Annotated in this window: 18 protein-coding genes; 10 read left to right on the top strand and 8 right to left on the bottom strand. The window is 37.4% G+C overall.

The genetic code is table 11. The features are described 5' to 3' along the window. Positions 1-54 precede the first annotated feature (54 nt). On the bottom strand, positions 55-1,197 hold the full coding sequence (locus tag DKG80_RS05335; RefSeq protein WP_109830288.1) for an acyltransferase family protein: 1,143 nt from the start codon (positions 1,195-1,197) through the stop codon (positions 55-57). 693 nt (positions 1,198-1,890) lie between these two features. On the opposite strand from DKG80_RS05335, the gene pgi reads away from it, so the two are divergent. Both pgi and DKG80_RS05325 read left to right on the top strand, forming a co-directional pair. Then, complete coding sequence (gene pgi, locus DKG80_RS05330; protein WP_109830287.1) at positions 1,891-3,540, top strand: glucose-6-phosphate isomerase; 1,650 nt, start codon at positions 1,891-1,893, stop codon at positions 3,538-3,540. A 32-nt stretch (positions 3,541-3,572) separates the two neighbouring features. Continuing rightward, complete coding sequence (locus tag DKG80_RS05325; protein ID WP_109830286.1) at positions 3,573-3,947, top strand: methylglyoxal synthase; 375 nt, start codon at positions 3,573-3,575, stop codon at positions 3,945-3,947. A 68-nt stretch (positions 3,948-4,015) separates the two neighbouring features. Here the strand turns inward: DKG80_RS05325 and DKG80_RS05320 are convergent, their stop codons facing one another. Next, complete coding sequence (locus DKG80_RS05320; protein ID WP_109830285.1) at positions 4,016-4,558, bottom strand: methylated-DNA--[protein]-cysteine S-methyltransferase; 543 nt, start codon at positions 4,556-4,558, stop codon at positions 4,016-4,018. Positions 4,559-5,094: 536 nt separating this feature from the next. Beyond that, complete coding sequence (locus DKG80_RS05315) at positions 5,095-7,188, bottom strand: ATP-binding protein (RefSeq protein WP_162555699.1); 2,094 nt, start codon at positions 7,186-7,188, stop codon at positions 5,095-5,097. 185 nt (positions 7,189-7,373) lie between these two features. On the opposite strand from DKG80_RS05315, the gene DKG80_RS05310 reads away from it, so the two are divergent. Beyond that, a complete protein-coding gene (locus tag DKG80_RS05310) occupies positions 7,374-8,669 on the top strand; it encodes a hypothetical protein (RefSeq protein WP_109830283.1) in 1,296 nt (431 codons plus the stop codon). A gap of 208 nt (positions 8,670-8,877) precedes the next feature. Then, complete coding sequence (locus DKG80_RS05305) at positions 8,878-9,453, top strand: GtrA family protein (RefSeq protein WP_109830282.1); 576 nt, start codon at positions 8,878-8,880, stop codon at positions 9,451-9,453. 402 nt (positions 9,454-9,855) lie between these two features. Here DKG80_RS05305 and DKG80_RS05300 read toward each other — a convergent pair whose 3' ends face one another. Continuing rightward, on the bottom strand, positions 9,856-10,308 hold the full coding sequence (locus DKG80_RS05300; protein ID WP_245906964.1) for a heme-binding domain-containing protein: 453 nt from the start codon (positions 10,306-10,308) through the stop codon (positions 9,856-9,858). 138 nt (positions 10,309-10,446) lie between these two features. Between DKG80_RS05300 and DKG80_RS05295 the strand changes: the two genes are divergently transcribed. From DKG80_RS05295 to DKG80_RS05270, 6 genes are all read left to right on the top strand, one after another. Beyond that, positions 10,447-10,908 carry a hypothetical protein gene (locus DKG80_RS05295; RefSeq protein WP_109830280.1) on the top strand — a complete coding sequence of 154 codons (462 nt, stop codon included), beginning with the start codon at positions 10,447-10,449 and terminating at the stop codon, positions 10,906-10,908. Positions 10,909-11,104: 196 nt separating this feature from the next. Beyond that, on the top strand, positions 11,105-12,964 hold the full coding sequence (locus DKG80_RS05290) for a DNA topoisomerase IV subunit B (protein WP_109830279.1): 1,860 nt from the start codon (positions 11,105-11,107) through the stop codon (positions 12,962-12,964). 1 nt (position 12,965) lies between these two features. Beyond that, entirely contained in the window at positions 12,966-15,671 is a 2,706-nt protein-coding gene (locus DKG80_RS05285) for a DNA gyrase/topoisomerase IV subunit A (protein WP_109830278.1), read from the top strand. Further along, positions 15,664-16,359: a TrmH family RNA methyltransferase gene (locus tag DKG80_RS05280; RefSeq protein ID WP_245906963.1), complete on the top strand. Its 696-nt coding sequence runs from the start codon at positions 15,664-15,666 to the stop codon at positions 16,357-16,359. Before DKG80_RS05285 ends, DKG80_RS05280 begins: the two co-directional genes overlap by 8 nt. Further along, on the top strand, positions 16,359-16,946 hold the full coding sequence (locus DKG80_RS05275) for a SanA/YdcF family protein (protein WP_109830277.1): 588 nt from the start codon (positions 16,359-16,361) through the stop codon (positions 16,944-16,946). Before DKG80_RS05280 ends, DKG80_RS05275 begins: the two co-directional genes overlap by 1 nt. A 125-nt stretch (positions 16,947-17,071) precedes the next feature. Continuing rightward, positions 17,072-18,304, top strand: a complete 1,233-nt coding sequence (locus tag DKG80_RS05270; RefSeq protein WP_109830276.1) for a 4-vinyl reductase — start codon at positions 17,072-17,074, stop codon at positions 18,302-18,304. A 2-nt stretch (positions 18,305-18,306) separates the two neighbouring features. On the opposite strand, the gene DKG80_RS05265 is transcribed toward DKG80_RS05270, so the two are convergent. The 4 genes from DKG80_RS05265 to DKG80_RS05250 are packed head-to-tail and all read right to left on the bottom strand — an operon-like array spanning position 18,307 to position 21,252. Then, complete coding sequence (locus DKG80_RS05265; protein ID WP_109830275.1) at positions 18,307-19,851, bottom strand: NFACT RNA binding domain-containing protein; 1,545 nt, start codon at positions 19,849-19,851, stop codon at positions 18,307-18,309. Beyond that, the gene (locus tag DKG80_RS05260) at positions 19,851-20,612 is read right to left on the bottom strand and encodes an MBL fold metallo-hydrolase (RefSeq protein ID WP_109830274.1); all 762 of its coding nucleotides are present in this window, start codon (positions 20,610-20,612) and stop codon (positions 19,851-19,853) included. The genes DKG80_RS05265 and DKG80_RS05260 overlap by 1 nt, the downstream gene beginning before the upstream one ends. Then, positions 20,609-20,881 (bottom strand): hypothetical protein, encoded by a 273-nt coding sequence (locus tag DKG80_RS05255; protein ID WP_109830273.1) that lies wholly within the window; start codon positions 20,879-20,881, stop codon positions 20,609-20,611. The genes DKG80_RS05260 and DKG80_RS05255 overlap by 4 nt, the downstream gene beginning before the upstream one ends. Continuing rightward, positions 20,878-21,252 (bottom strand): response regulator, encoded by a 375-nt coding sequence (locus DKG80_RS05250; RefSeq protein WP_109830272.1) that lies wholly within the window; start codon positions 21,250-21,252, stop codon positions 20,878-20,880. The genes DKG80_RS05255 and DKG80_RS05250 overlap by 4 nt, the downstream gene beginning before the upstream one ends. Between the last annotated feature and the right edge of the window lie 67 nt (positions 21,253-21,319).

The following is a 21,319-nucleotide window of genomic DNA, read 5'->3' as shown; positions in this document are numbered from 1 at the left end:
ATACCAGTACTATTCTTTTCGATCCGTAGATTATTCCTAAAGGCTTAAGATTTTTTAAGACCATTTTCTTCTAATCCACTGCCGGGTTGGGACTTCAATAAATTTGTAAGATAAGTAACCAATCAAACTCGTTATTAATAGAAATGTCAACAACATGATGTTGGCCTTATAATAATTGTCACTTTGCAAAGGCCTCCAGACTGGTGTTCCTTTTTCTATGTGGAAATAAAGCTTGACTAGATGAATTAAGATCATATGCCACATGTAAATAGAAAAGGACCACTTCCCTAATTTTACTAATGCTCCAAAAGAATAAAACTTATCGATCGACTGACTGCCATAGGCTGATGACAAAATAAGTAAGCCTATTAATACTACTGTCAGAGAATCATACCACTTGAAATGCATAGATAGGGCACACCCCAAAGCAATGATTAGTAGAGCCCAACCATTACCAAACCAGCTTTTGAGTTTTGATAACCTGAATAACTGCCACAAAGACATTCCACCAATAAAACCTACGATTCCTCTTAATGTGCCATAGTGCCAATTCACATCCAAAGTTTTGTGTGCTGGATTGGGAGGCTTATTCATAAACGGTTCCATTGGTGCTAAAACGAATTCTATTGTTACCCAACCGGCTATAGCAATACCAGCTGCTAGAAACCATTTTTGATACCCAAGTTTGGTTGTTAAAAGAAACATAAAAGGAAATAAGACATAAGCCCACCATTCAGCACTTAAACTCCAAGCGGGTGCATTCCAAGTATCAAAATTGTATATACCGATTGTTTGTAGGAATGTGAGTTGAATAGGAATAGTTTCTAATCGATAAAGATGTTTAGCTGTAGGGTGTAAGGTTTGAAAAAGACCTGAGAAGGTAAGAAATACAAAGATTAACAACTCTCCAGTCAAGGAAAGTAGGTGCAAAGGGTATATACGTGCTAGTCTAGCTGTCAAGAATCTTTTGTAGTCTCTGTTCAATACTTCTTCTTTGAACTTATCCTCGTAGACGTAACACATGATAAATCCACTTAAGATAAAGAACAAGTCTACCATTAGATAGAACTTATCTACGATAGCTGAATTTTTTGCAGGTAGAATTCCTCCAAGGAAGAAGTGAAAATGAAGTGTAGCTACTAATATGGCTGCTATTCCTCTGAGAGAAGTGAGATTGTGTAAGTAAGATTTTTGCATGAGACTTTATAGAGTGGACTTGATTCAAATTATGCAATCATCACTGCCCAAAAGGTGGTGAGGTTGTGTCTATATGGGTTTATCCCATTTATTCAGGTGTAAACTTACCTGTTCATTACTCTGTGGTATGGGGTTAGCGATAGCGTCGGAAGTGACTTGAAGGGAAAAACTTTCGAATTAAGGGACGCACAGCAATTCATTATTCTTAAGTCCTTCTACGATAGTAAGAATCTGTACTATTCCATAAGGCTACTATATCCGCTCATAGATTCTCCTTCTTGTCAAGATGACAAAAAAAGAAGTGATTGCTTCTCAAAAATCATCGTCATTATGAAGTAATAATCTGTCAAAGCGAAGCAATACCTCACCCAAACAGATCGCTTCGTGCCTCGCGAAGACGACCTGAAAAGTAATTGAACCAAGAGTTTCACACATCGCGAAGACGACAACTCTAGATCAGTATTACTTGCCAAAAGGCTACTCTAATCGCTCATAGATATTTCCTCACGTTAAGATGTATAAGTAGTGGATCTATAATTTGATCTCAAATTATGATTTCCCTCATTCAGGAATAAAGAATAGATAATTCATGAGCTATGTTTATTCTAGATATTCTTCGATAATTTAGCGCGCTCATGGCATAGAAGTCCTATGGATATGAGCTAAAATCCTTAATTACGAATTACAATCACGATGATTCCTAAAATTGACCCCTCTCAAACTAAAGCCTGGCCAGAACTAGAGAAACACTACGAAGCGATCTCAAAAGAACCAATGATCGATATGTTCGAAAAGGACGCAGATCGATACAGTAAGTTCTCAATAGTTTGGAAAGAGTTTTTACTCGACTACTCTAAAAATATTATCTCTGACAAAACTAAGTCTTTGTTGATCCAGCTTGCAGAAGAGTGCGAGTTGAAAGAAGCCATCGAAGCGATGTTTACAGGAGAGAAGATCAACGAAACTGAAAATAGAGCCGTTCTTCATACTGCTTTGAGAAGCACAAGTACTGAACCTCTAGAAGTAGATGGTCAGGATGTAAGACCATTGGTCAAAGAGCAGCTTGACAAGATTGAAGCTTTTTGTACTAAGTTTCACGGAGGAGAGCTATTAGGGTATACAGGTAAGAAGCTTTCGACAGTAATCAATATTGGTATCGGAGGATCTGATTTAGGACCATATATGGTTACTGAAGCATTGAAGCCATATCAAAAAGAAGGAGTAGATATTCACTTCGTATCTAACGTAGATGGATCACACATTCACCAAGTACTTCAGAAAGTGAACCCAGAAGAGACGCTTTTCATAGTAGCTTCTAAAACATTCACTACTCAAGAGACGATGACCAATGCTAACTCAGCGAAATCATGGTTCCTAGAGGCAGCTAAAGATGAATCGGCAATAGCCAAGCACTTCATCGCACTATCTACCAACAAAGAAAAAGTAAGTGATTTCGGGATCGATACAGCCAACATGTTCGAGTTCTGGGATTGGGTAGGAGGAAGATATTCATTGTGGTCGTCTATCGGTACATCTATAGCTTTGGCTATTGGGTTTGACAACTTCAAAGAATTGTTGAAAGGAGCAGAAGAGATGGATCTTCACTTCAGAAATACTGAGTTTAAAGATAACCTGCCGGTGATTCTAGCGATGCTAGGAGTATGGTACAACAACTTCTTTGGAGCTGAGTCACATGCCGTACTTCCTTATGATCAATACCTTCACCGATTTGCAAGTTACCTACAGCAAGGAGACATGGAGTCAAATGGTAAGTTTATTGACAGAAACGGTAATCCGGTAGCGATCCAAACAGGTCAAGTGATCTGGGGAGAGCCAGGGACTAATGGACAGCATGCTTTCTATCAGTTGATTCACCAAGGGACAAAATTGATTTCTTCAGACTTCATAGCTCCAGCACAGAGCTTGAACCCAGTAGGTGATCATCACCCTAAGCTTCTAGCTAATTTCTTTGCTCAGACAGAGGCATTGATGAAAGGAAAAGTAGAAGATACGGTCATCAATGAACTATTGAAGACAGGAATGGAAGAAGAAGATATTAATGCTATTCTACCATTTAAAGTGTTTGAAGGAAATCAGCCTACGAACTCATTATTAATCAAAAAAATAACACCATTCAACTTAGGTGCTTTGATAGCGATGTACGAACACAAAATTTTCGTTCAAGGTATCATATGGAATGTATTCAGTTTTGATCAATGGGGAGTAGAGTTAGGAAAGCAGCTAGCAGGTCAGATTTTGCCAGAGCTAGAAGGGACTGATGATGTGACTTCTCACGATGCATCTACCAATGGATTGATCAATCAGTACAAAGCGTGGAAATAATCCATTACATTGTATTGGTAAACGAATAGTATATGAAATTAGCAGTAATAGCCCACGATGGGAAAAAAGCAGAGATGGTAGCCTTCTTGTTGCAAAACAAGGAGTTTTTGAAAGAAGCAGATATCGTCGCAACAGGAACTACAGGTTCACATGCCGAGAAAGCGGGGCTTACAGTTCACAAGTTTTTGTCTGGACCAATGGGAGGGGATGCGCAGATAGCTACTTTGGTAGCTGAAAAGAAAATCGATTTGGTTTTCTTTTTCAGAGATCCACAAGGTAAGCATCCACATGAGCCAGATATTCAGATGCTGATGAGATTGTGTGATGTTCATAATATACCATTGACGACTAATCCTGCCGGTGCTCAATTACTCCTAGAAGGATACGCTAATAGAAAACAAAAATAAGAAAGAGGCCTTGAGCCTCTTTTTTGTTTTATCATTAGACGATATACTGATGGAGATAATTTTCTACACTACATTTCAAACAATTCCACCTGCATATTGGGCAAAATAGCGCCTTCCATCTCGAGAAGTTTTTGCTTAGCAGACAAACCCCCTGCGTAGCCAGTCAGATCACCATTGCTTCCTATTATTCTGTGGCATGGAACTATGATAGAAAGAGCATTAGCACCGTTGGCAGATGCCACAGCCCTTATCGCTTTAGGATCGCCAAGACGTTGGCTGAGCTGCAAGTATGAATGAGTTTGTCCATAAGGAATGGAAATCAGCATATCCCAAACACTCCGCTGGAACTCTGTGCCGACCATGAGAAGAGGTAATTCAAATACCTTTCGAGATTTATTAAAATATTCGTTCAGTTGGTTCATGACTACCTCTGCCAGAGGGTGAAGATTCTCAATATAGTGAGCTTTCAAACTAGAACCGATTCGTTGATCAACAGAAGCCCTCATATTGCGATACTTCCAGTCACACAAACAAACCTGATTGTCATAGATACCAATAATTAATTCGCCAACAGGGGAGTGATAAGTACAGATGTGAATTTGGTCATTCATAGGGATGGTTTATTTTTTGAAATTGAAGAATATCAGTAAGGCTCTTTGACCCAAGGGTCGGGAGACTAAACCCATTAGCCTATCGCCCTAGGATTAAATATATGAGATATTTATTGAATATAGTATGAGCCAGGTCATAGTTATCTAAAATAACGTTATATGATGCAGCAAAAAGGTTCAATGATGGACCTCAGAGGTGCAAGCGCAAAGCTAAAAGGTACAAACGTCCATCTTAAACATACAAGCGTCCACCTCTAACATGCAATCATCTAGCAAAAAGATCAATAGATTAACCTCAGAGGTCGAAACGTCGAGCTAAAAGCTCCAAGCTTGGAGCTAAAACATAGAAACTTCTACCTCAGAGCTCCATTGAGTAAGCTTTTACATACATCGACGGAGCTCCAAGGTGGAATAGGGTACCTCAGAGGTACCCTTGATGAATTTTGAGGTACTAGGGGGTACCTCTGAGGTACCCTCGTTCTAGAAATTGACCTATTAGAATGAATTGAAATTGGGTTTAAAGAAACTTATTATGACTATCGCAATAAATTCACTTTTCCCAGTTGCTGTCGCATTTCCTCTAGAGCTAGATTGATAGAACTGTTCTGATCCAAAACACAAGTATCTTCAACTTTTGCATGATTTACAGCTCGTTCTACCACCCAGACGATTTGTGATTGGGTAAGGGCATAAAATTTGGCAAGATTAGAAGCTAAATCACGTCTAGCATAACTATAGCCTTCTGGCAGACTGCTCTGCCAGATATGAATAGCACTTTTAACGCTCAAAGTCCTGTTAGAGGCTATGATCGAAGTTCGTTCTGTCCTTCTGTTTCTTTTGACCAGTTTTTGGGGTCTTCCAGGTGTACCGATGCGCTGATTAGAAGAGGGATTTGGTATTGGAGAGAGTTCGCTATCTATGTCTATGTGGTCATTGTTTTTAGTTGCATTGATATTGACAGTTTTTTCTGTCTGGTCTGACTCTATTTCTGATTCACCATGATCAAAGGCGTATTCATAATGTATTTCCTGTGGTCTATGATACACTTTACCCATTTTGATATATTCAGATTTGATAGCTGGCTCTATATGTTGAATAAATTCCAATGTGTACGCACCCTCAGAAAATGCAATAATAGAAGCTTGTTTCAGGATATTGTTGATCTGTGCTCCCGTCAGAGCAAACTTTTCGCCCATGTGAGTCGCGAAGTTTTCTGAAGGGTAATAGAGGTGATTAGGCAAATAATTGGTCCAGAGCTGAGTTCGTTCAGGAGCCTCAGGCTGAGGAATGTAGATTTGATTTTGAATTCTACGCTTAAATGCGTCATCAAGGTTTTGATGAAAGTTAGTAGCAAGGATTACTACCCCTGGAAACTTCTCGAGTCTTTGAAGCAAAAAGGATACGTCCAGATTGGCATATCGATCTTTACTATCTTTTACTTCTGACCGCTTGCCCATGATGGCATCCGCCTCATCAACGAATAAAATGCTGGGTTCTCCCTGTAGCCAATTAATGGTACGCTCCAACTCATCAAAGACTTTACTCATATTTTGAGACGTCTCGCCGATATATTTAGAAATGACTTGAGCGACTTCCAACTGATAGGTTTTAAGTCCTACATATTTGCCGATGGTGGAGGCGATCAATGTTTTACCTGTACCAGGCTCTCCATGTAGCAGGACAATAAAACCTTTTTTGAAGCCAGCGCTGATATTAGGATCTTCAAAGAAATTTCGGCCATTTCGGGCAAATGCGATGATCGGTTGCAATTGTTTCATCACACTGTCCTTCAAGACCAATTCGTCCAAACTCAAAGAGGTCTCCAGTAGCGTCAGAGGTAGCTGTTTGTTTTCCTCTGGCTGAGGCATGTCGGCTCCTAGGAAGTACTGCCACACCACAGGGTCAAGAGATACCAATAGATTTTTCCATTCGTCTATGATATCGTCATACCCCGTACGCATCGACTGACTGCTTTTCAGCTGTATGCCACTTTTTTGGATTAGAATAGCCTTTGACCGGAAATAGAGTTGATATTCCGCTTGTTTTTTTAAATCAGTACCCGCTAATAGATATAAAATTGTTTGTACCGTAGGTAGGAATCTACGTCCGTTGTTTTGAGTTAGTCCACCGACATAGACTGATATGATGGGAAGTTTGAGTAACTCAAGCAATGCAAAGAATAAAGCATCATTAAGGCTCATCGCCATCACAACAGACATGAAGAGCCTGTCTTGTGAAGAAAGTTGATGCTCAATAACCCATGAACCATAATGACTAGCTTCGTCAAGATTGGGTATCTGAATCATGCTATATTGAAAATCCATTTCTCCTTGAAAGACCTCAAAGTCTTCTTGGCTATTAAAGTTCCGGAATCTATATCCTATAATCTGTAGCAACCAGTTAATCTCACGATAGATCGCCCGGTGGTGAATGCTGGGAGCTTCGTCTGGATTCATGACCATGAGTCCAAAATAATTTCGGATGATGTCCAATTTGGTATCATGGTAACTTTCCTGTTCTCGGTCAGAAAAGACCTCATGTTTTAAGTCGTGTTTGTCAAGGTTATTTTCGTAATTCATAGGAGATAAAGCAGCAGTGTTTGGATAATAACAGATAATAGATGACCTCAAAAAAAGTGAATTTGTTATTGAAAATATAGTCCCCTAATTTGGTATTTTTTTGATCTTTCAAAGAATAGGTTATCAGTAAAGCTCTCTTCTTGCTTTTATTGTAATACTTTAGAATATAAACTCATTTGTTGTTCTTGAAACTTTCGTGTGATTTATTGAGGGCAACTTTATTTCTTTGAAAAACAATGGATATACCTAATCAAATACAACGCCTAAATGACCTTGATACTGATGATGACTTCTTCGATGATAATGATGAACTCATAAACAGTTGGTCTCATTTACAGAAAAGTCCTTGGGCCCAAGAACAGTTTCGAAACCTTGACTCTACTCATAGCAACAATCGAAGCGATATAGAGACTGAGAATAAATTTCCTTACATCAAGCCTCTCAAGGATGATCCTATTCCTTCCATGATTCTTGAGCTGACAAGAGCATTGTCTAATTATAATTTAAAGGAGGATAAAAACTTAGAAATCGGTCTGCTCAAGAAATTACAAGAAGCTCATCTTTCTTTTTCTAAATATAACGGAGTAAGGACTCCAAAGAGATCTAAGCATCCTAGAGAAAATGATTTGTTTACTTACTTAAGTGGACTTGAGCGCAAGATAGGTTCTCAACCAGATGACCCTCGATGGTCTCTTTCATTGCAAAGTTTAAGAACAGAATTATATGATTTTCTTTCCAGACATCCACTTGAGAGAGGATATACTCATCAGTTTTCATATGACATAGACCAGTTGTTAAGGTATTTGAATAATTATTTGACACGTAAGTACATCCCACCAGTAGTCCCTGAGGAAACAAAGAAGAAAAAAAAGTACGAAGAGGAGGAAGAGATTGAGGACAGAAGAATTGATAAAAGACCTGAAGATAAGTATGCCTATGCAAGGTATAAGCTAAAGAATGGTGATATCATGACCAACCTTCGAGAATTCTTCGAAGCTTTTACCATAGGGTCAAAGCCTAAAGCAACTTCAATTGGAAATCTGGGTAAGGTAGGGAAACTATTTTTTCCTGATGGTATTTCATCTATTCATACAGGGATTTTTGGTGCAGGCTATCGGGATGATGGAGAGGGGTATTTTGGTTCAAGTACACCTTTTAAGTTATCAGCTAAAAAAGCAGGTTTACCAAGCATAAGAGTCTTTGTGAAGAATGGTAAAGTTTACGATTTGTTAGAGACATTTAGATACTTAGATGGAACGAAGATAAAATCTCCAAGTGTTTTTTATCCCGTTTGGTATGAAAAGAGGAAGGATAGACATATTACAAGGTTCATTAAACTAGTACCGGTAAGTGAGTCTCAAATAGAAAATTATACTCTTGAGAGGAAGAAAGAGAATGATAAAAAATATTCAAGAATGGTTAAGCAAGAATTTCGAAAATATGGTAAAGTATTAAATAGTATAAAAAGTGAGGACTATTCTAAGAAGGCCCCAAAGAAGAAGAAGGACCCAAAGAGGAAGAAGAAAGATTGAAATTTCTAGACAGAGAGATAAATAAATTTTGCTTTACGCTTTGAAAATTAGATGATACTAAGGGGATGGAATGGTAGATCCTGAGAATTTAAAATTTATATGATGATTAAATAACGAAACTTGAAACAGAAGATTAAGTCTTAGGCAGTTTGAGAATAATATTGAGAGTAGGTTGATAGTGCTCATTGATACTCATAACTTTGCACTCATGAGACAATTATTCGTCCTAGACGCTGTTAATCGACCCTGCTATCGATCACTAGGTTTTCTTAGTATAGTCCCCATTCTATTCAGTCTGCTGTACTTCATGTCAGTCAATGAACAAGCTATCAATGATTGGGTGTTTTACATGCTATTGTTTGGAACAGTGGCGACCAATGCTGTTTTGTTATCAGCCCCATTGAATATGCATTTAGTGATACGCTTTGGGATTGCGATCATGGTCTGTGCATTGTTCAATAGAAATATATACTTGATAGTATTGCACCATTTCAACCCAATAGCTGCATCAGTCTCATCTCAAACGCTCAACCTGATTTTTTCATACTTTGTCAATCAGTATTTTACCTATCCGGCTCAAGAAGATAATAGAAAGCTCAATGGAGGAGTTAGGAGTCTATTATATGCCTTGGCATTCACAGGAGAAATAGTCCTTCACGCACTAATATCTTCCAACTTGCTCAAAGTTATCTCACCATTTTGGGCTTGGTTTATCACCGGAGCAGCCATCACTCCATATTCACTATTGATATTGAAAGTGATATTTGGCACAAAAAAGGACTAAAGCTTTTTCTTAAAGAAAATACGTTTGAGAGACCTGTTAAAACCTATTACAGGGCTGTTCAAACGTACTATTTTGTGTAATTACCTTCAGGGTTTTAGAATCGCAGGGCTATAGCTTATTTCTTAACCCGCATAATTCACCAGTAATGTTTATTATGAAGCACAAGAGATTGATATATAATATTTTATATATCGAATGACCAGTTAAATTTATCGCCAGTTTCTTGGTGTACTTCAAACGTCAAACCTATTTGACAATCAATTAGATAATGCTTTTAATCGCAGGGCGATAGCCCTTTGGGTTTAATTCCCCGACCCTTGGGTCGAGTAGAAATAAAATCCCAAAGATACCCCGTACCCTTGGGTCGGGGAGCTTCATTAATTGGATCCCGAATCTTTCGGGTTAATGCTCATCCTCTACACTGGGAATCGATTTGATCCAAGCGACCATTTCTTCTTTTTGTTCATCAGTAAGAGCAGCCTCACTATGCACCCATAGATAAGAACTTAGAGGCATCTCATCATGCTCCACTTCTTCATACATCTCTTCCAGTTTATGCAATGCTTTCGCTTGTGGGTATTTACTCCATTCAGATAGGTTCAATTCCTCTCGACCTTCTTCGATATGGTGACCAATCCACCAAGACAAAGGAGCCACATTAGTGTACCAAGGGTATTTTGTTTCGTAGGAGTGACAATCATAGCATGAAGTTTTTAGCATGTTTGCCACAGAAGTTGGAGGGGTATGGATAGCAATAAAGTCTGATTTAGGGTCAGACATAGGAGTTTCTTTATCAATTCCGAAAAACTGGATTATAACAAGTACAGCAATAAGAGCTAGCCCTATTTTTTTCATCATTTTGTATTTTGATTGAAGTAAAAATCAAAACTACTATTACTATGATAATTCCACGACGAATGCATGCAACAAATCAGAACAGCTGTGTCAATGTTCCATTTTCTATTAACTAGATTTGCCGCACAATTTTCAGTTATGATTAAGATTATCAAATTCAAATACTGGGCATCTGTTCCCATCTTCCTAGCCACTATCCTTTATGTGTATGCCTTATTACCCACAGACATAGGAGTCATGTATGATGATAATGGCTCGGCCTCATATTCTATAAACAAGTCGTATTTCTTCTACGCATACTTTGCATTATTCATCTTGACCAATGGCTTGATCAGAGCTTATCAACATATGATTTTGCCAAAGAGTGAGATTTCGATGGAGTCATACGATCAATTGTCGAAAGAGCAAAAGATCTATCATTGGTGGACTGGATTGTCATTGGTATTCAATGTGATCTATATCTTTTCATCCTTTTACATAGGCCTATACAACAGTAGAGATGTCAATCCAGACCATTATGTAGCCTTAGTTTACTTATGTCCGATAATTTTGATTGGATGGGTTTTTTACTTTTTCTACTTGAAATTTATATCAAAGTAAAAGTGCAGTTAAACAGGTAGTTAGTGAAACTACCTTAAAGTAATAGTCTAAAATACACATCAGCTAACCCAACCTAGACTGGCTATTCTACTTCTTTTTTTAGTCCTATTTCTGTTAAATTCGAGTCTTTGTTGAAAGCAAACTTGCTTCAATACAACTTGATTTTACAGAGTTTTAATTCGTTCGATTCTTATAAATGGCTGCAGTAGAATATACCGAGGATAGTATTAAATCCCTTGACTGGAAAGAGCATATCAGACTACGTCCGGGGATGTACATTGGTAAGTTGGGTGATGGATCAGCACAGGATGATGGTATCTATGTCCTAGTGAAAGAGATCGTTGACAACAGTATCGATGAGCATATGATGGGACATGGTAAGACCATCAGTATCAAAGTATCAGATCACCGTGTAGAAGTGAGGGATTATGGTAGAGGAATTCCACTTGGTAAAGTCGTGGACTGCGTATCCAAGATCAATACGGGGGGTAAATACGATTCAGGAGCTTTTCAAAAATCAGTAGGACTAAATGGAGTAGGTACCAAAGCAGTAAATGCTCTTTCTACTTATTTTAAAGTACAATCGTTCAGAGAAGGTGAGACTAAGGTAGCTGAGTTCAATTCAGGTAACCTAGTCAACGATCATAAAGTAGCAGCCACTACAGAAAGAAACGGAACATTTTTCGCCTTTGAGCCAGACAATACTGTATTTAAGAATTTTCATTTTATTCCAGAATACCTTGACAACCAAATCTGGAACTATGCTTATCTAAATGCTGGACTCACCATCAATTTCAATGGACAGAAGTACCACAGTGAAAATGGACTTTTAGACCTATTGTCTAGAAAAACCAATGTAGAAAACTTAAGGTACCCTATCATTCACATAAAAGGTGAAGACATAGAGATGGCACTGACTCACTCTAACCAATATGGAGAAGAGTATTATTCTTTTGTGAATGGACAGAACACTACACAAGGAGGGACGCATTTAGCAGCCATGCGTGAGGCGGTGGTGAAGACCATTCGAGACTTCTATGGTAAAAACTACGATGCGGCAGATGTCCGAGCAAGTATTGTTGGGGCAATTGCTGTGAGGGTGCAAGAACCAGTATTCGAATCTCAAACCAAGACAAAACTAGGATCGCTTAATGTTGCACCTGATGGTGTAACTATGAGGACTTTCGTCAATGACTTTGTAAAGAAAGCATTAGATGATTATCTCCATAAACACAGTGACGTAGCTGAAGCTCTTCAAAAGCGAATCATCCAATCAGAGCGTGAGCGTAAGGAAATAGCTGGGATTAAAAAACTGGCAAATGATAGAGCCAAGAAAGCGAACCTGCACAATAAGAAATTAAGAGACTGTAGAGTACATTTTGATGACAAGAGAGGTGATGAAGAGAAGAAAGGTGAGACTATGCTTTTTATTACCGAGGGAGACTCAGCAAGTGGATCTATTACTAAGTCTAGAGATGTTCAGACTCAAGCTGTATTTAGTCTAAGAGGTAAGCCATTCAATTGCTACGGTCACACAAAAAAGGTAGTATATGAGAACGAAGAGTTTAACCTCCTTCAGCATGCCTTGAACATTGAAGACGGATTAGAAGGTCTTAGGTATAGAAAGATAGTTATAGCAACAGATGCTGATGTGGATGGTATGCACATTAGGTTGCTATTGTTGACCTACTTTTTACAGTTCTTCCCAGAATTAGTGAAAAATGGACACGTTTTTATTTTAGAAACTCCTTTATTCAGAGTTAGAAACAAGAAAGAAACCATATACTGCTACAGTGATGAAGAGCGTCAGGCTGCTATTACTAAGCTTGGTAATAAACCAGAGATCACTCGATTCAAAGGGCTTGGAGAGATTTCACCACAGGAATTTGGTGAGTTTATAGGTGAAGATATCAGGCTAGAACCAGTAATTCTTCAAAAGCAGACTGATATTGAAGACTTGTTAAAATTCTATATGGGTAAGAATACACCTGATAGACAGAATTTCATTATTGATAAATTGAGAGTAGAAAAAGACCTAGTAGAGGAAGAAGTATAAGATGGCAGAAAACGAGAATAACCTCAACGAAGACGAACAACACGGTCAATACGAAGACGAAAAGATACAGGATGTCATTGCAGTTTCTGGAATGTATGAAAACTGGTTCTTGGATTATGCATCCTATGTGATTCTTGAACGTGCCGTACCAGCAATCAATGATGGACTAAAGCCTGTACAGCGCCGTATCCTCCATGCCATGAAGGAAATGGACGATGGTCGATACAACAAAGTAGCCAATATCATCGGTAGTACGATGTCTTATCATCCACACGGTGATATGTCGATTGGTGATGCGATGGTCAACCTTGGTCAAAAAGAATTGCTAATAGACATGCAAGGTAACTGGGGAGATATCCGTACCGGTGACCGAGCGGCGGCATCTAGGTATATTGAAGCAAGGCCATCCAAGTTTGCATTAGATGTACTTTACAATCCTCAAACGACTAACTGGCAACTATCGTATGATGGTCGTAAAAAAGAACCTATCACTCTACCGGTAAAATTTCCTTTACTACTTGCTCAAGGAGTGGAAGGTATAGCTGTTGGCCTATCTACTAAAATACTTCCTCACAATTTCTGCGAATTAATTGATGCGTCCATAAAGCATCTTAGAGGTAAAAGTTTCAAGTTGTATCCTGACTTCCTTACTGGAGGAATCATCGATGTAGAAGAATATAACAAAGGTCTGAGAGGTGGTAAAGTAAAAGTTCGTGCAAAAATCGAGGAGTACGACAAAAAGAACCTAGTCATCAAAGACATCCCATATGGTACCACCACCACTGGTCTAATAGAATCCATTATCAAGGCCAATGATAAGGGTAAGATCAAAATCAAAAAGGTAATAGATAACACTGCGGCTGATGTAGAAATATTGGTGGAATTAGCTAACGGAGTATCTCCTGATATTACCATTGATGCTCTCTATGCATTTACAGATTGTCAGGTGTCAATTTCTCCTAATGCCTGTGTTATTATCGACGAAAAGCCTGTTTTTCTTGATGTTCATGAAATCTTAAGACACAACACTGACCAAACGGTAAGTTTGCTGACTCAAGAGCTTGAGATCAAGAAAGGAGAGTTGATGGAGAAGATTTTGTTCTCTTCTCTTGAAAAAATCTTTATTGAAAATAGAATCTATCGTGATATAGAAGAATGTGAGACTTGGGAAGCTGTTTTAGAGACAATTGACAAAGGACTAGACCCTTATAAGCCTGACTTCTATCGAGAAATCACGCAAGAAGACATCATCAAGCTTACTGAAATTAAAATCAAGCGTATCTCAAAATTTGACTCTTTCAAAGCGGATGAGTTGATGCGCAGGTTGCAAGAAGATTTAGCTCAGGTAGAGCATAACCTTGCTAATATTATAGATTTTACGGTTGATTATTACCAAAACTTATTAGATAAATACGGTAAAGGAAAAGAGCGTAAGACGGTAATATCATCTATCGAAAATATTACTGTAACAGCAGTTGCGGCGAACAATACTAAGCTTTATGCTAATTATAAAGATGGGTTCATCGGGACAGCTTTGAAGAAGGACGACTTTGTCTGTGACTGTTCGGATATTGACGATATCATCGTTTTTCGAAAGGACGGTAAGTGTTTGGTGACAAAAATTCAAGACAAAGTATTCGTAGGTAAAGATGTGATATATGCAGGAGTCTTTAAGAAAGGAGACGAGCGAATGGTGTATAACATGGCCTATGTAGATGGTGGGACTGGAAATAGTTACGTGAAGCGTTTTAATGTCACTGCTGTCACCAGAGATAAAGAATATCCTCTCACTAAGACTAAAACTGGAAACAAGAAGTCTAAAGTTCATTACTTCACTGCAAATCCAAATGGTGAGGCTGAATTAGTGACAGTGTACTTGACAGCCGGAGCTACTGCTAGGAAGAAAGTATTTGATTTTGACTTTGCTGATCTAGAAGTTAAAGGTCGTGGAGCTGGAGGTAATATATTGACCAAGCACCCTGTAAGAAAAGTGCAATTAAAAGCTGAAGGAGTATCTACGCTTCCAGGCACTGATATTTGGTATGATGCTACTATTGGTAGATTGAATAGGGATGAACGAGGTGTACTACTTGGTAATTTCAAAGCGGAAGATAAGATCATTGTTTTCTTTAAGGATGGAAGTTATGAGCTGACTTCATTTGAATTGTCAAATCATTATAATCAGGCACAGATTCTTAAAATCGAAAAGTTTGATTCTGAAGGAATAGTATCGGCACTTCATCTAGATGGAGACTCTAAGATTGTATATGTAAAGAGATTTACAGTAGAAGCCATGGTGGTAGGGAAGAACTATTCCTATATCAATGATTCTAAAGGATCAAAATTGGTTCATGTAACTACTCAAGGTAAGCCAATTGTAGAAATTAGCTACAAGAAAAAGGGCGAAAGGACTAAGAGTGTTCGAGAGATGGATTTGTCTGAGATTATTGATAAAAAGGGTTGGAGAGCAATCGGCAACAAATTCCCACTTCAGAATATCATGTCTGTTAAAGACATTGTTCAAGAACCGATTGAGGAAGAAAAAACTTCTACAGATACAGATGATATCAAAGATCAGATTCAGAAAGAAGTAGAATCAGAGGATCAATCAAGTAAGGAAGGGTATGATGTAGGATCGTCAATTGACTTATCAGATGATAAGAAAAAAGATGATGATGATAAAGATCAATTAGGGCTCTTTGGATAATCTGAAATACGACAAGGCGCTTTATGACTATCTATTAGAGTTCGTTACGCCTAACAAACTGAATAAATTTGATGAGATATTGTCTCAGCGCACTCGATGTTTGACTCCAGTGTTAGAGGATATTTTTAAACCTCACAATGCAAGTGCGGTAATGCGTACCGCAGAGTGCTTTGGGTTGCAAGATGTGCACGTAATAGAACAGGACAATGCTTTCAACCTAAATCCATATGTTCTTAGAGGCTCTGGTAAATGGCTTTCTATTCATCACCATCTGATGAAAAGTGGTGTAAATAATACTGAAACGTGTTATAAGGAGTTGAAATCTAAAGGTTATCAAATTCTTGCTACTTCTCCACATGATGCTGTTGACTACAGAGAAGTAGAGTTAAATGACAAGACGGCTATAGTATTTGGCTCAGAAGAGAATGGAATATCTGATTATGCTCGAGATCATGCTGATCAGCTGATCAAAATTCCAATGAGAGGGTTTACAGAAAGTTTTAATATTTCAGTAAGCGCTGCTATTGTTTTAGAGCATTACAATCATCAAATTCGTGTCAATAAAAACTGGCAGCTCTCAAAGTCAGAATTGTTTGAACTGAAGATGGAATGGATGAAAAAGGTGGTGCCTAATATCGATATCCATGTCAAACGATTTGAAAAGCTGTCAGGTATGACAACCTACTAATGAAGAGACTTTTTTACTTAGCTTTTTTTTCCTTGTTAGCCATATTATTGGCTTCTAATTATTGGATTATATCTTCTACCTCTGATCATATAGTGGAAGATACTCGTGAACTATTAGGAGCTGAAGCAGGTCTAGTATTTGGCACTAGTCAATACCTTAAGGAAGGAGGGGGGAATCCATTTTTTGAAAAAAGAATAGATGCTGCATATCAGTTATTAGCATCAGGTAAAGTTGAGAAGTTAATTGTCAGTGGATCTAAAGACTCTATTTATTATAATGAGGCCAAAGCGATGAAACAGGCGCTTTTGCAGAAGGGAGTTAGTGAAGAAAAAATAATATTAGATGATTTTGGTAATCGGACTATTCATTCAATTTCAAGGTTAAAAAATGTCTATAAGATAGATCAGTGCGTATTGGTGACTCAAAAGTATCATGCCTATCGTGCTCTGTTCATAGCCGAAAAGTTGGGAGTAGATGCTGTTTGCTTCGTGGCAGATTCACCAAGTTGGATAGAACATTCCCCTGCAATTCTTCGTGAAGTAGTGGCAAGACCCAAGGCTATAATTGACTTGTATATAACGCTTTAAATATTGTTGCAGGAATCTTTGATTGCAGAGCTTTCCAAAATTACCATCTATCGATATATTCGCGTTGGTTTGTATCATTAACAGATACAGGCTAATTTGAACGCCTTAAATCCCTATTGACTCATATGAAGAAAATCGGTTCATATCTATCAGATAAAAATGTGTACGAATTTCACGAGGAGCCATTATTCTATCAAAGTGAGTACTTCAATGTTTATTTCCAAAAAGCTGTAGAAGAGTTTAGAAATCACTTAGATCTAAACAATATTTTGGTAACCTCTGCCCAAGAGGTAGTTTATTCTCAACTTTCGAAATATTTCAAATCAATGTCAAAAGGTGATATTGATGATCGAAAGAGAGCTGTTGAAAATTATTTTCAGAGTTGTGGTTTTGGAAAAATAGATCTCCAACCTATTCAAGCTAAAGGTGGCTACATCATTGCTGAAAATGAGCATTATGCCCAAGCATGGTTAAAACATTTTGGCAAACGCACAGAGCATGAATCAGGTGTGAGTTATTTCACATTAGGTTTTTTGGCCGGAGCTGTAGAGGCTATTTTTGATACACAACCAGGTGTGTTTACGGGTATTCAATTGAGTTGTATTAGTAAAGGGGATAGTGAGTGTAAATTTGAGATTTATCGAGGGCTAAAGAGGAAGATAAATGCTTCTCCTTCTTTTGGGAAAGAAAATACTGCTGAGTTTAATGAACTAAAGGTTAATCCAGTTTTACACGCAATTGAAGATTTGAATTTGGATGGTAGAAAGTCTGATGATGGCTTGATTCATGAGTTTGATACGACTTTAACTAGGCATTATGTGAATTATTTCGCTCTAGTGAGTATTAAGCTATTAATGCTGTCTAATAAAAAAATAGGTGGAGCTGGATTTAAGAAAGCCAAGGAGGCTATTTTTAAGACTGCTCAGGATAATCTTTACTTTACTGCAGGAAAGGTTATGAATTCTGAAAAATGGTCAGAGTTAATGGCTGTGAGACCAGAATTAGGGGGTCAGAGTCATTTGAAGAATGTTGTTGATCTTCAGACTGCTTTTGGGTTAGGTCATTGGGATCTACAAGGTAATGACTCAAAGAATGTAGAAATTAAAATCTATAATTCACCTATAACCAATGCATATCTAAAATTAGTGGGAAATACGAAAGCTGCTATAGGTTACTATCAAGGAGGTGTCGTTTCGGCAATTGGCAACTTAATGACTAAAGGCTTTGCGACAGATGGAGATGTAGATCTAAATTATGTTGACAAGTATTCCAAGGATAATGATTTTCAATACACAGAGAAGCAATCAAGGATGACTGGTCATGATCTTGACTTGATTAATGCTACTAACGATTATTAATTTTATAACTCTCTTTTAGGTTCTACCATCACCACTTTTTCCTGGTGAACTCTGACTGCACCAGCAGGAGCTCCTTTTGCTTTAGTCACATATTTTTTTAAGGTGTAGATTACAGGGCATAAGGTATCGTGTTTACGTTTAGAATGCCATGCGGCTAGTTGTGCTGCCTTTTCAATGACGGAGTTTGGATAGGAATCTAGGTTTTTGCTTTTTATGACGACATGTGAGCCTGCTACATCTCGAGCATGTAACCAAAGATCATTTTTTTGAGACATTTTTAAAGTCAGTTCATCATTGGCTTTGGCATTTTTTCCAATTCTTACTTCATATCCTTCTATGATCTGTGAAGTATATGGAAGGTTGATGATTTCTTTCTGTGGTTTATTAGATGATATAAGAAAGGGTCTAAGTTCTTTATGGTTTGAAATGCTATTTACTTCTTCTTCTTGTTTTAGCAAGTCAAATAGTTTTTGTTCTTTATTGGATATGTTTTGTACGAGCTGGTCGATTTCAATTTTTTGATTTTTAGCCTTGCGATAGTATGATTCGGCGTTTGCCTGAAGGCTTAGCTTACCATTTAGTTTAATCCTAATATCCTTATTGTTGTAGAAATCTAGTAGGTCAATAGTCTTCGAACCAATTTCTTGTTTTATATGAAGATTAGCCATGAGAATATTAGCAATCTCTTCATAGCTTCTTCTTTCCTTTATCTCTAAAAGCTTTGATTGACTCTTTTTAATGTATCCCTTAGCTTTCTTAATGTCAGAACGAACTTTATTTAAAATAGCATTCTTATCTCTTGCAAGATAGAAGGTAGAAAGAAACTTGTTTGCGTATTGATTTGAAGCATCTATTGGGTTACTAAAATTACTGTGTTCTTCTTTAGGAGTTAGTAATAATAACTTCGGCGTATTCTTTGTTAAATAGAATTTTGGAGTGTTTAGCTCTACTAACGTGTGCTCCACTAACTTCCATTTTTCTTCTAAAGATTCATTTTCATACCCTCTGTTTTTCAGGTACTGAATGATGTTATTATCAAACGTGGGAAAGGCTAATTTAAGGTTGCCATCGACAGATTTGAATTCTTCAAAATTCTGAATAACATTTTTATTCAAATTATCGAGCTCGATATTACTATCGTTTGTAAGACTATTTTTGAATAAAGAAAAAGGACTTTTTTTATTAAAAAGTATCACATTGGCAAGTCTGCCATGAAGCTTAAATAAAATTGAAAAATCATTCTTAAGGTTTAACGCAAAGGAGCGTTCGTTCGAAAATTGTGTCAGAGATGTAATTTCATACTCTAAGATTTCGGGGAAAATATCTACTGAATTTTTTCTTGCCCTAGCATATGTTTCTGGAAAACTTAGTATTGATACTTGACCATCAAGTATCAATTTGATTGTGAATAGCTCTTTGGTAGGTCTAAGAATTTCAATTATTAGCTCATTTTTATTTTGTGAAAAACAACGAGCAATTTTACCTCCTTTGATTTCTTGCGAGAGTATAGGAGTGAGGTGTTTTAGAAAGTAGTAATTGAACTGCATTAGCAATGTACTATCATACCGTCATAACTCAGATCTATGTGGTCTGGGAGTATTTTCTGTACTTCTCTATGTAAACCTAGTTTGTGACTAATATGAGTGAATAGAGCTTTTTTAGGTTGTAATTCTCCCACCAAATCAATGGCTTCTTGAAGAGTAAGGTGTGAAATATGTTCCTTATGCTGCAAAGCATTAAGAACTAAAATGTCTAGGTTTTGTAGTTTTTCTTTTTCGGAATCATCTATTGTTTTGACATCCGTGAGATATGCAAAATTGTCAATTTTATATCCAAGAATAGGTAGTTTGTAATGCCATACTTGAATTGGGCTGATCTCAACCCCGTTTGCAGTAAAGGTGTCTGTATCAATTTCATGAACCTCAACGGCTGGTACACCAGGGTACTTATTTTCTGCAAAAACGTAAGAGAATTCTTTTTTTAATCGATCTATTACTCTTGACTGAGCATAGATCGGCATGTCTTTTTTCTGCTTAAAATTAAAACTGCGTATATCATCCATACCAGCTACATGATCTTTGTGCTCATGAGTATATAAAACAGCATCAAGGTGCTGGACATTGTTGGATAGCATTTGCTGGCGAAAATCTGGCCCAGTATCTACGACGATATTTGTGCCATCTTTTTCAATTAAAATGGAAGACCTAAGTCTCTTATCACGAAAATCAATACTCTGGCATACTTCACAATTGCATCCTATAACTGGTACTCCTTGTGATGTCCCTGTTCCTAAAAAAGTGACCTTCAAAGCTCTAATTGATATTGAGTAATTTCTTTCCAGAACAGCTGATTCTTATCACTGAATTTTGATGTATCAATATCTACCTCCTTTAAAATTTCCATAAGGCAGTTGATTTTCCCATCCAATGAGTAGAACTTATTGATTATAGCGACTTTCGAATCTTTTAACACACAGTATCCAGATTTGAAATTGCCTTTTTCATATCTCAGAATGTAATTTGATTCCGAAAACAAGTCTTCAAGCTTATTGAGAAAATGGTTTGTGTACTTTATCATTCAGACTCAGTATATTTCTTTACTTTCTCTACTAATAAGTCAAAATTTAATGGCTTAGGTATGTATTCATTGATGCCTACTTCTTTGAAATCCTCAATTGAATAATTCTTAGCATTGCCTGTGATGGCTAAAATTGGGATACTAGATTTGATAGGGTCAGCCAAAGCTCTAATTTGCTTTGCACATTCCATTCCGTCCATTTTTGGCATATTTATATCCATAAGAATAAGATCGAAATGGTCTCCATTGAGCAACTTTAATACATCTTCTCCATTCTTGACTGAGCTAATATTAAAGCTTTGTACCTGAAGTATTTTTTTTGTTAGATTCTGGATGACAGAACTGTCTTCAGCAATTATTACTTTTTTCATTCTAGTAATCGGTAATAAGATATAAAAATGACAGGCAGATTCTTAGTTTCCTATCCTAAGATAACTA

This window comes from Reichenbachiella versicolor (assembly GCF_003171675.1).
GTDB classification, from domain to species: Bacteria; Bacteroidota; Bacteroidia; order Cytophagales; family Cyclobacteriaceae; genus Reichenbachiella; species Reichenbachiella versicolor.
This window is presented reverse-complemented; position numbering and strand designations above follow the sequence as displayed.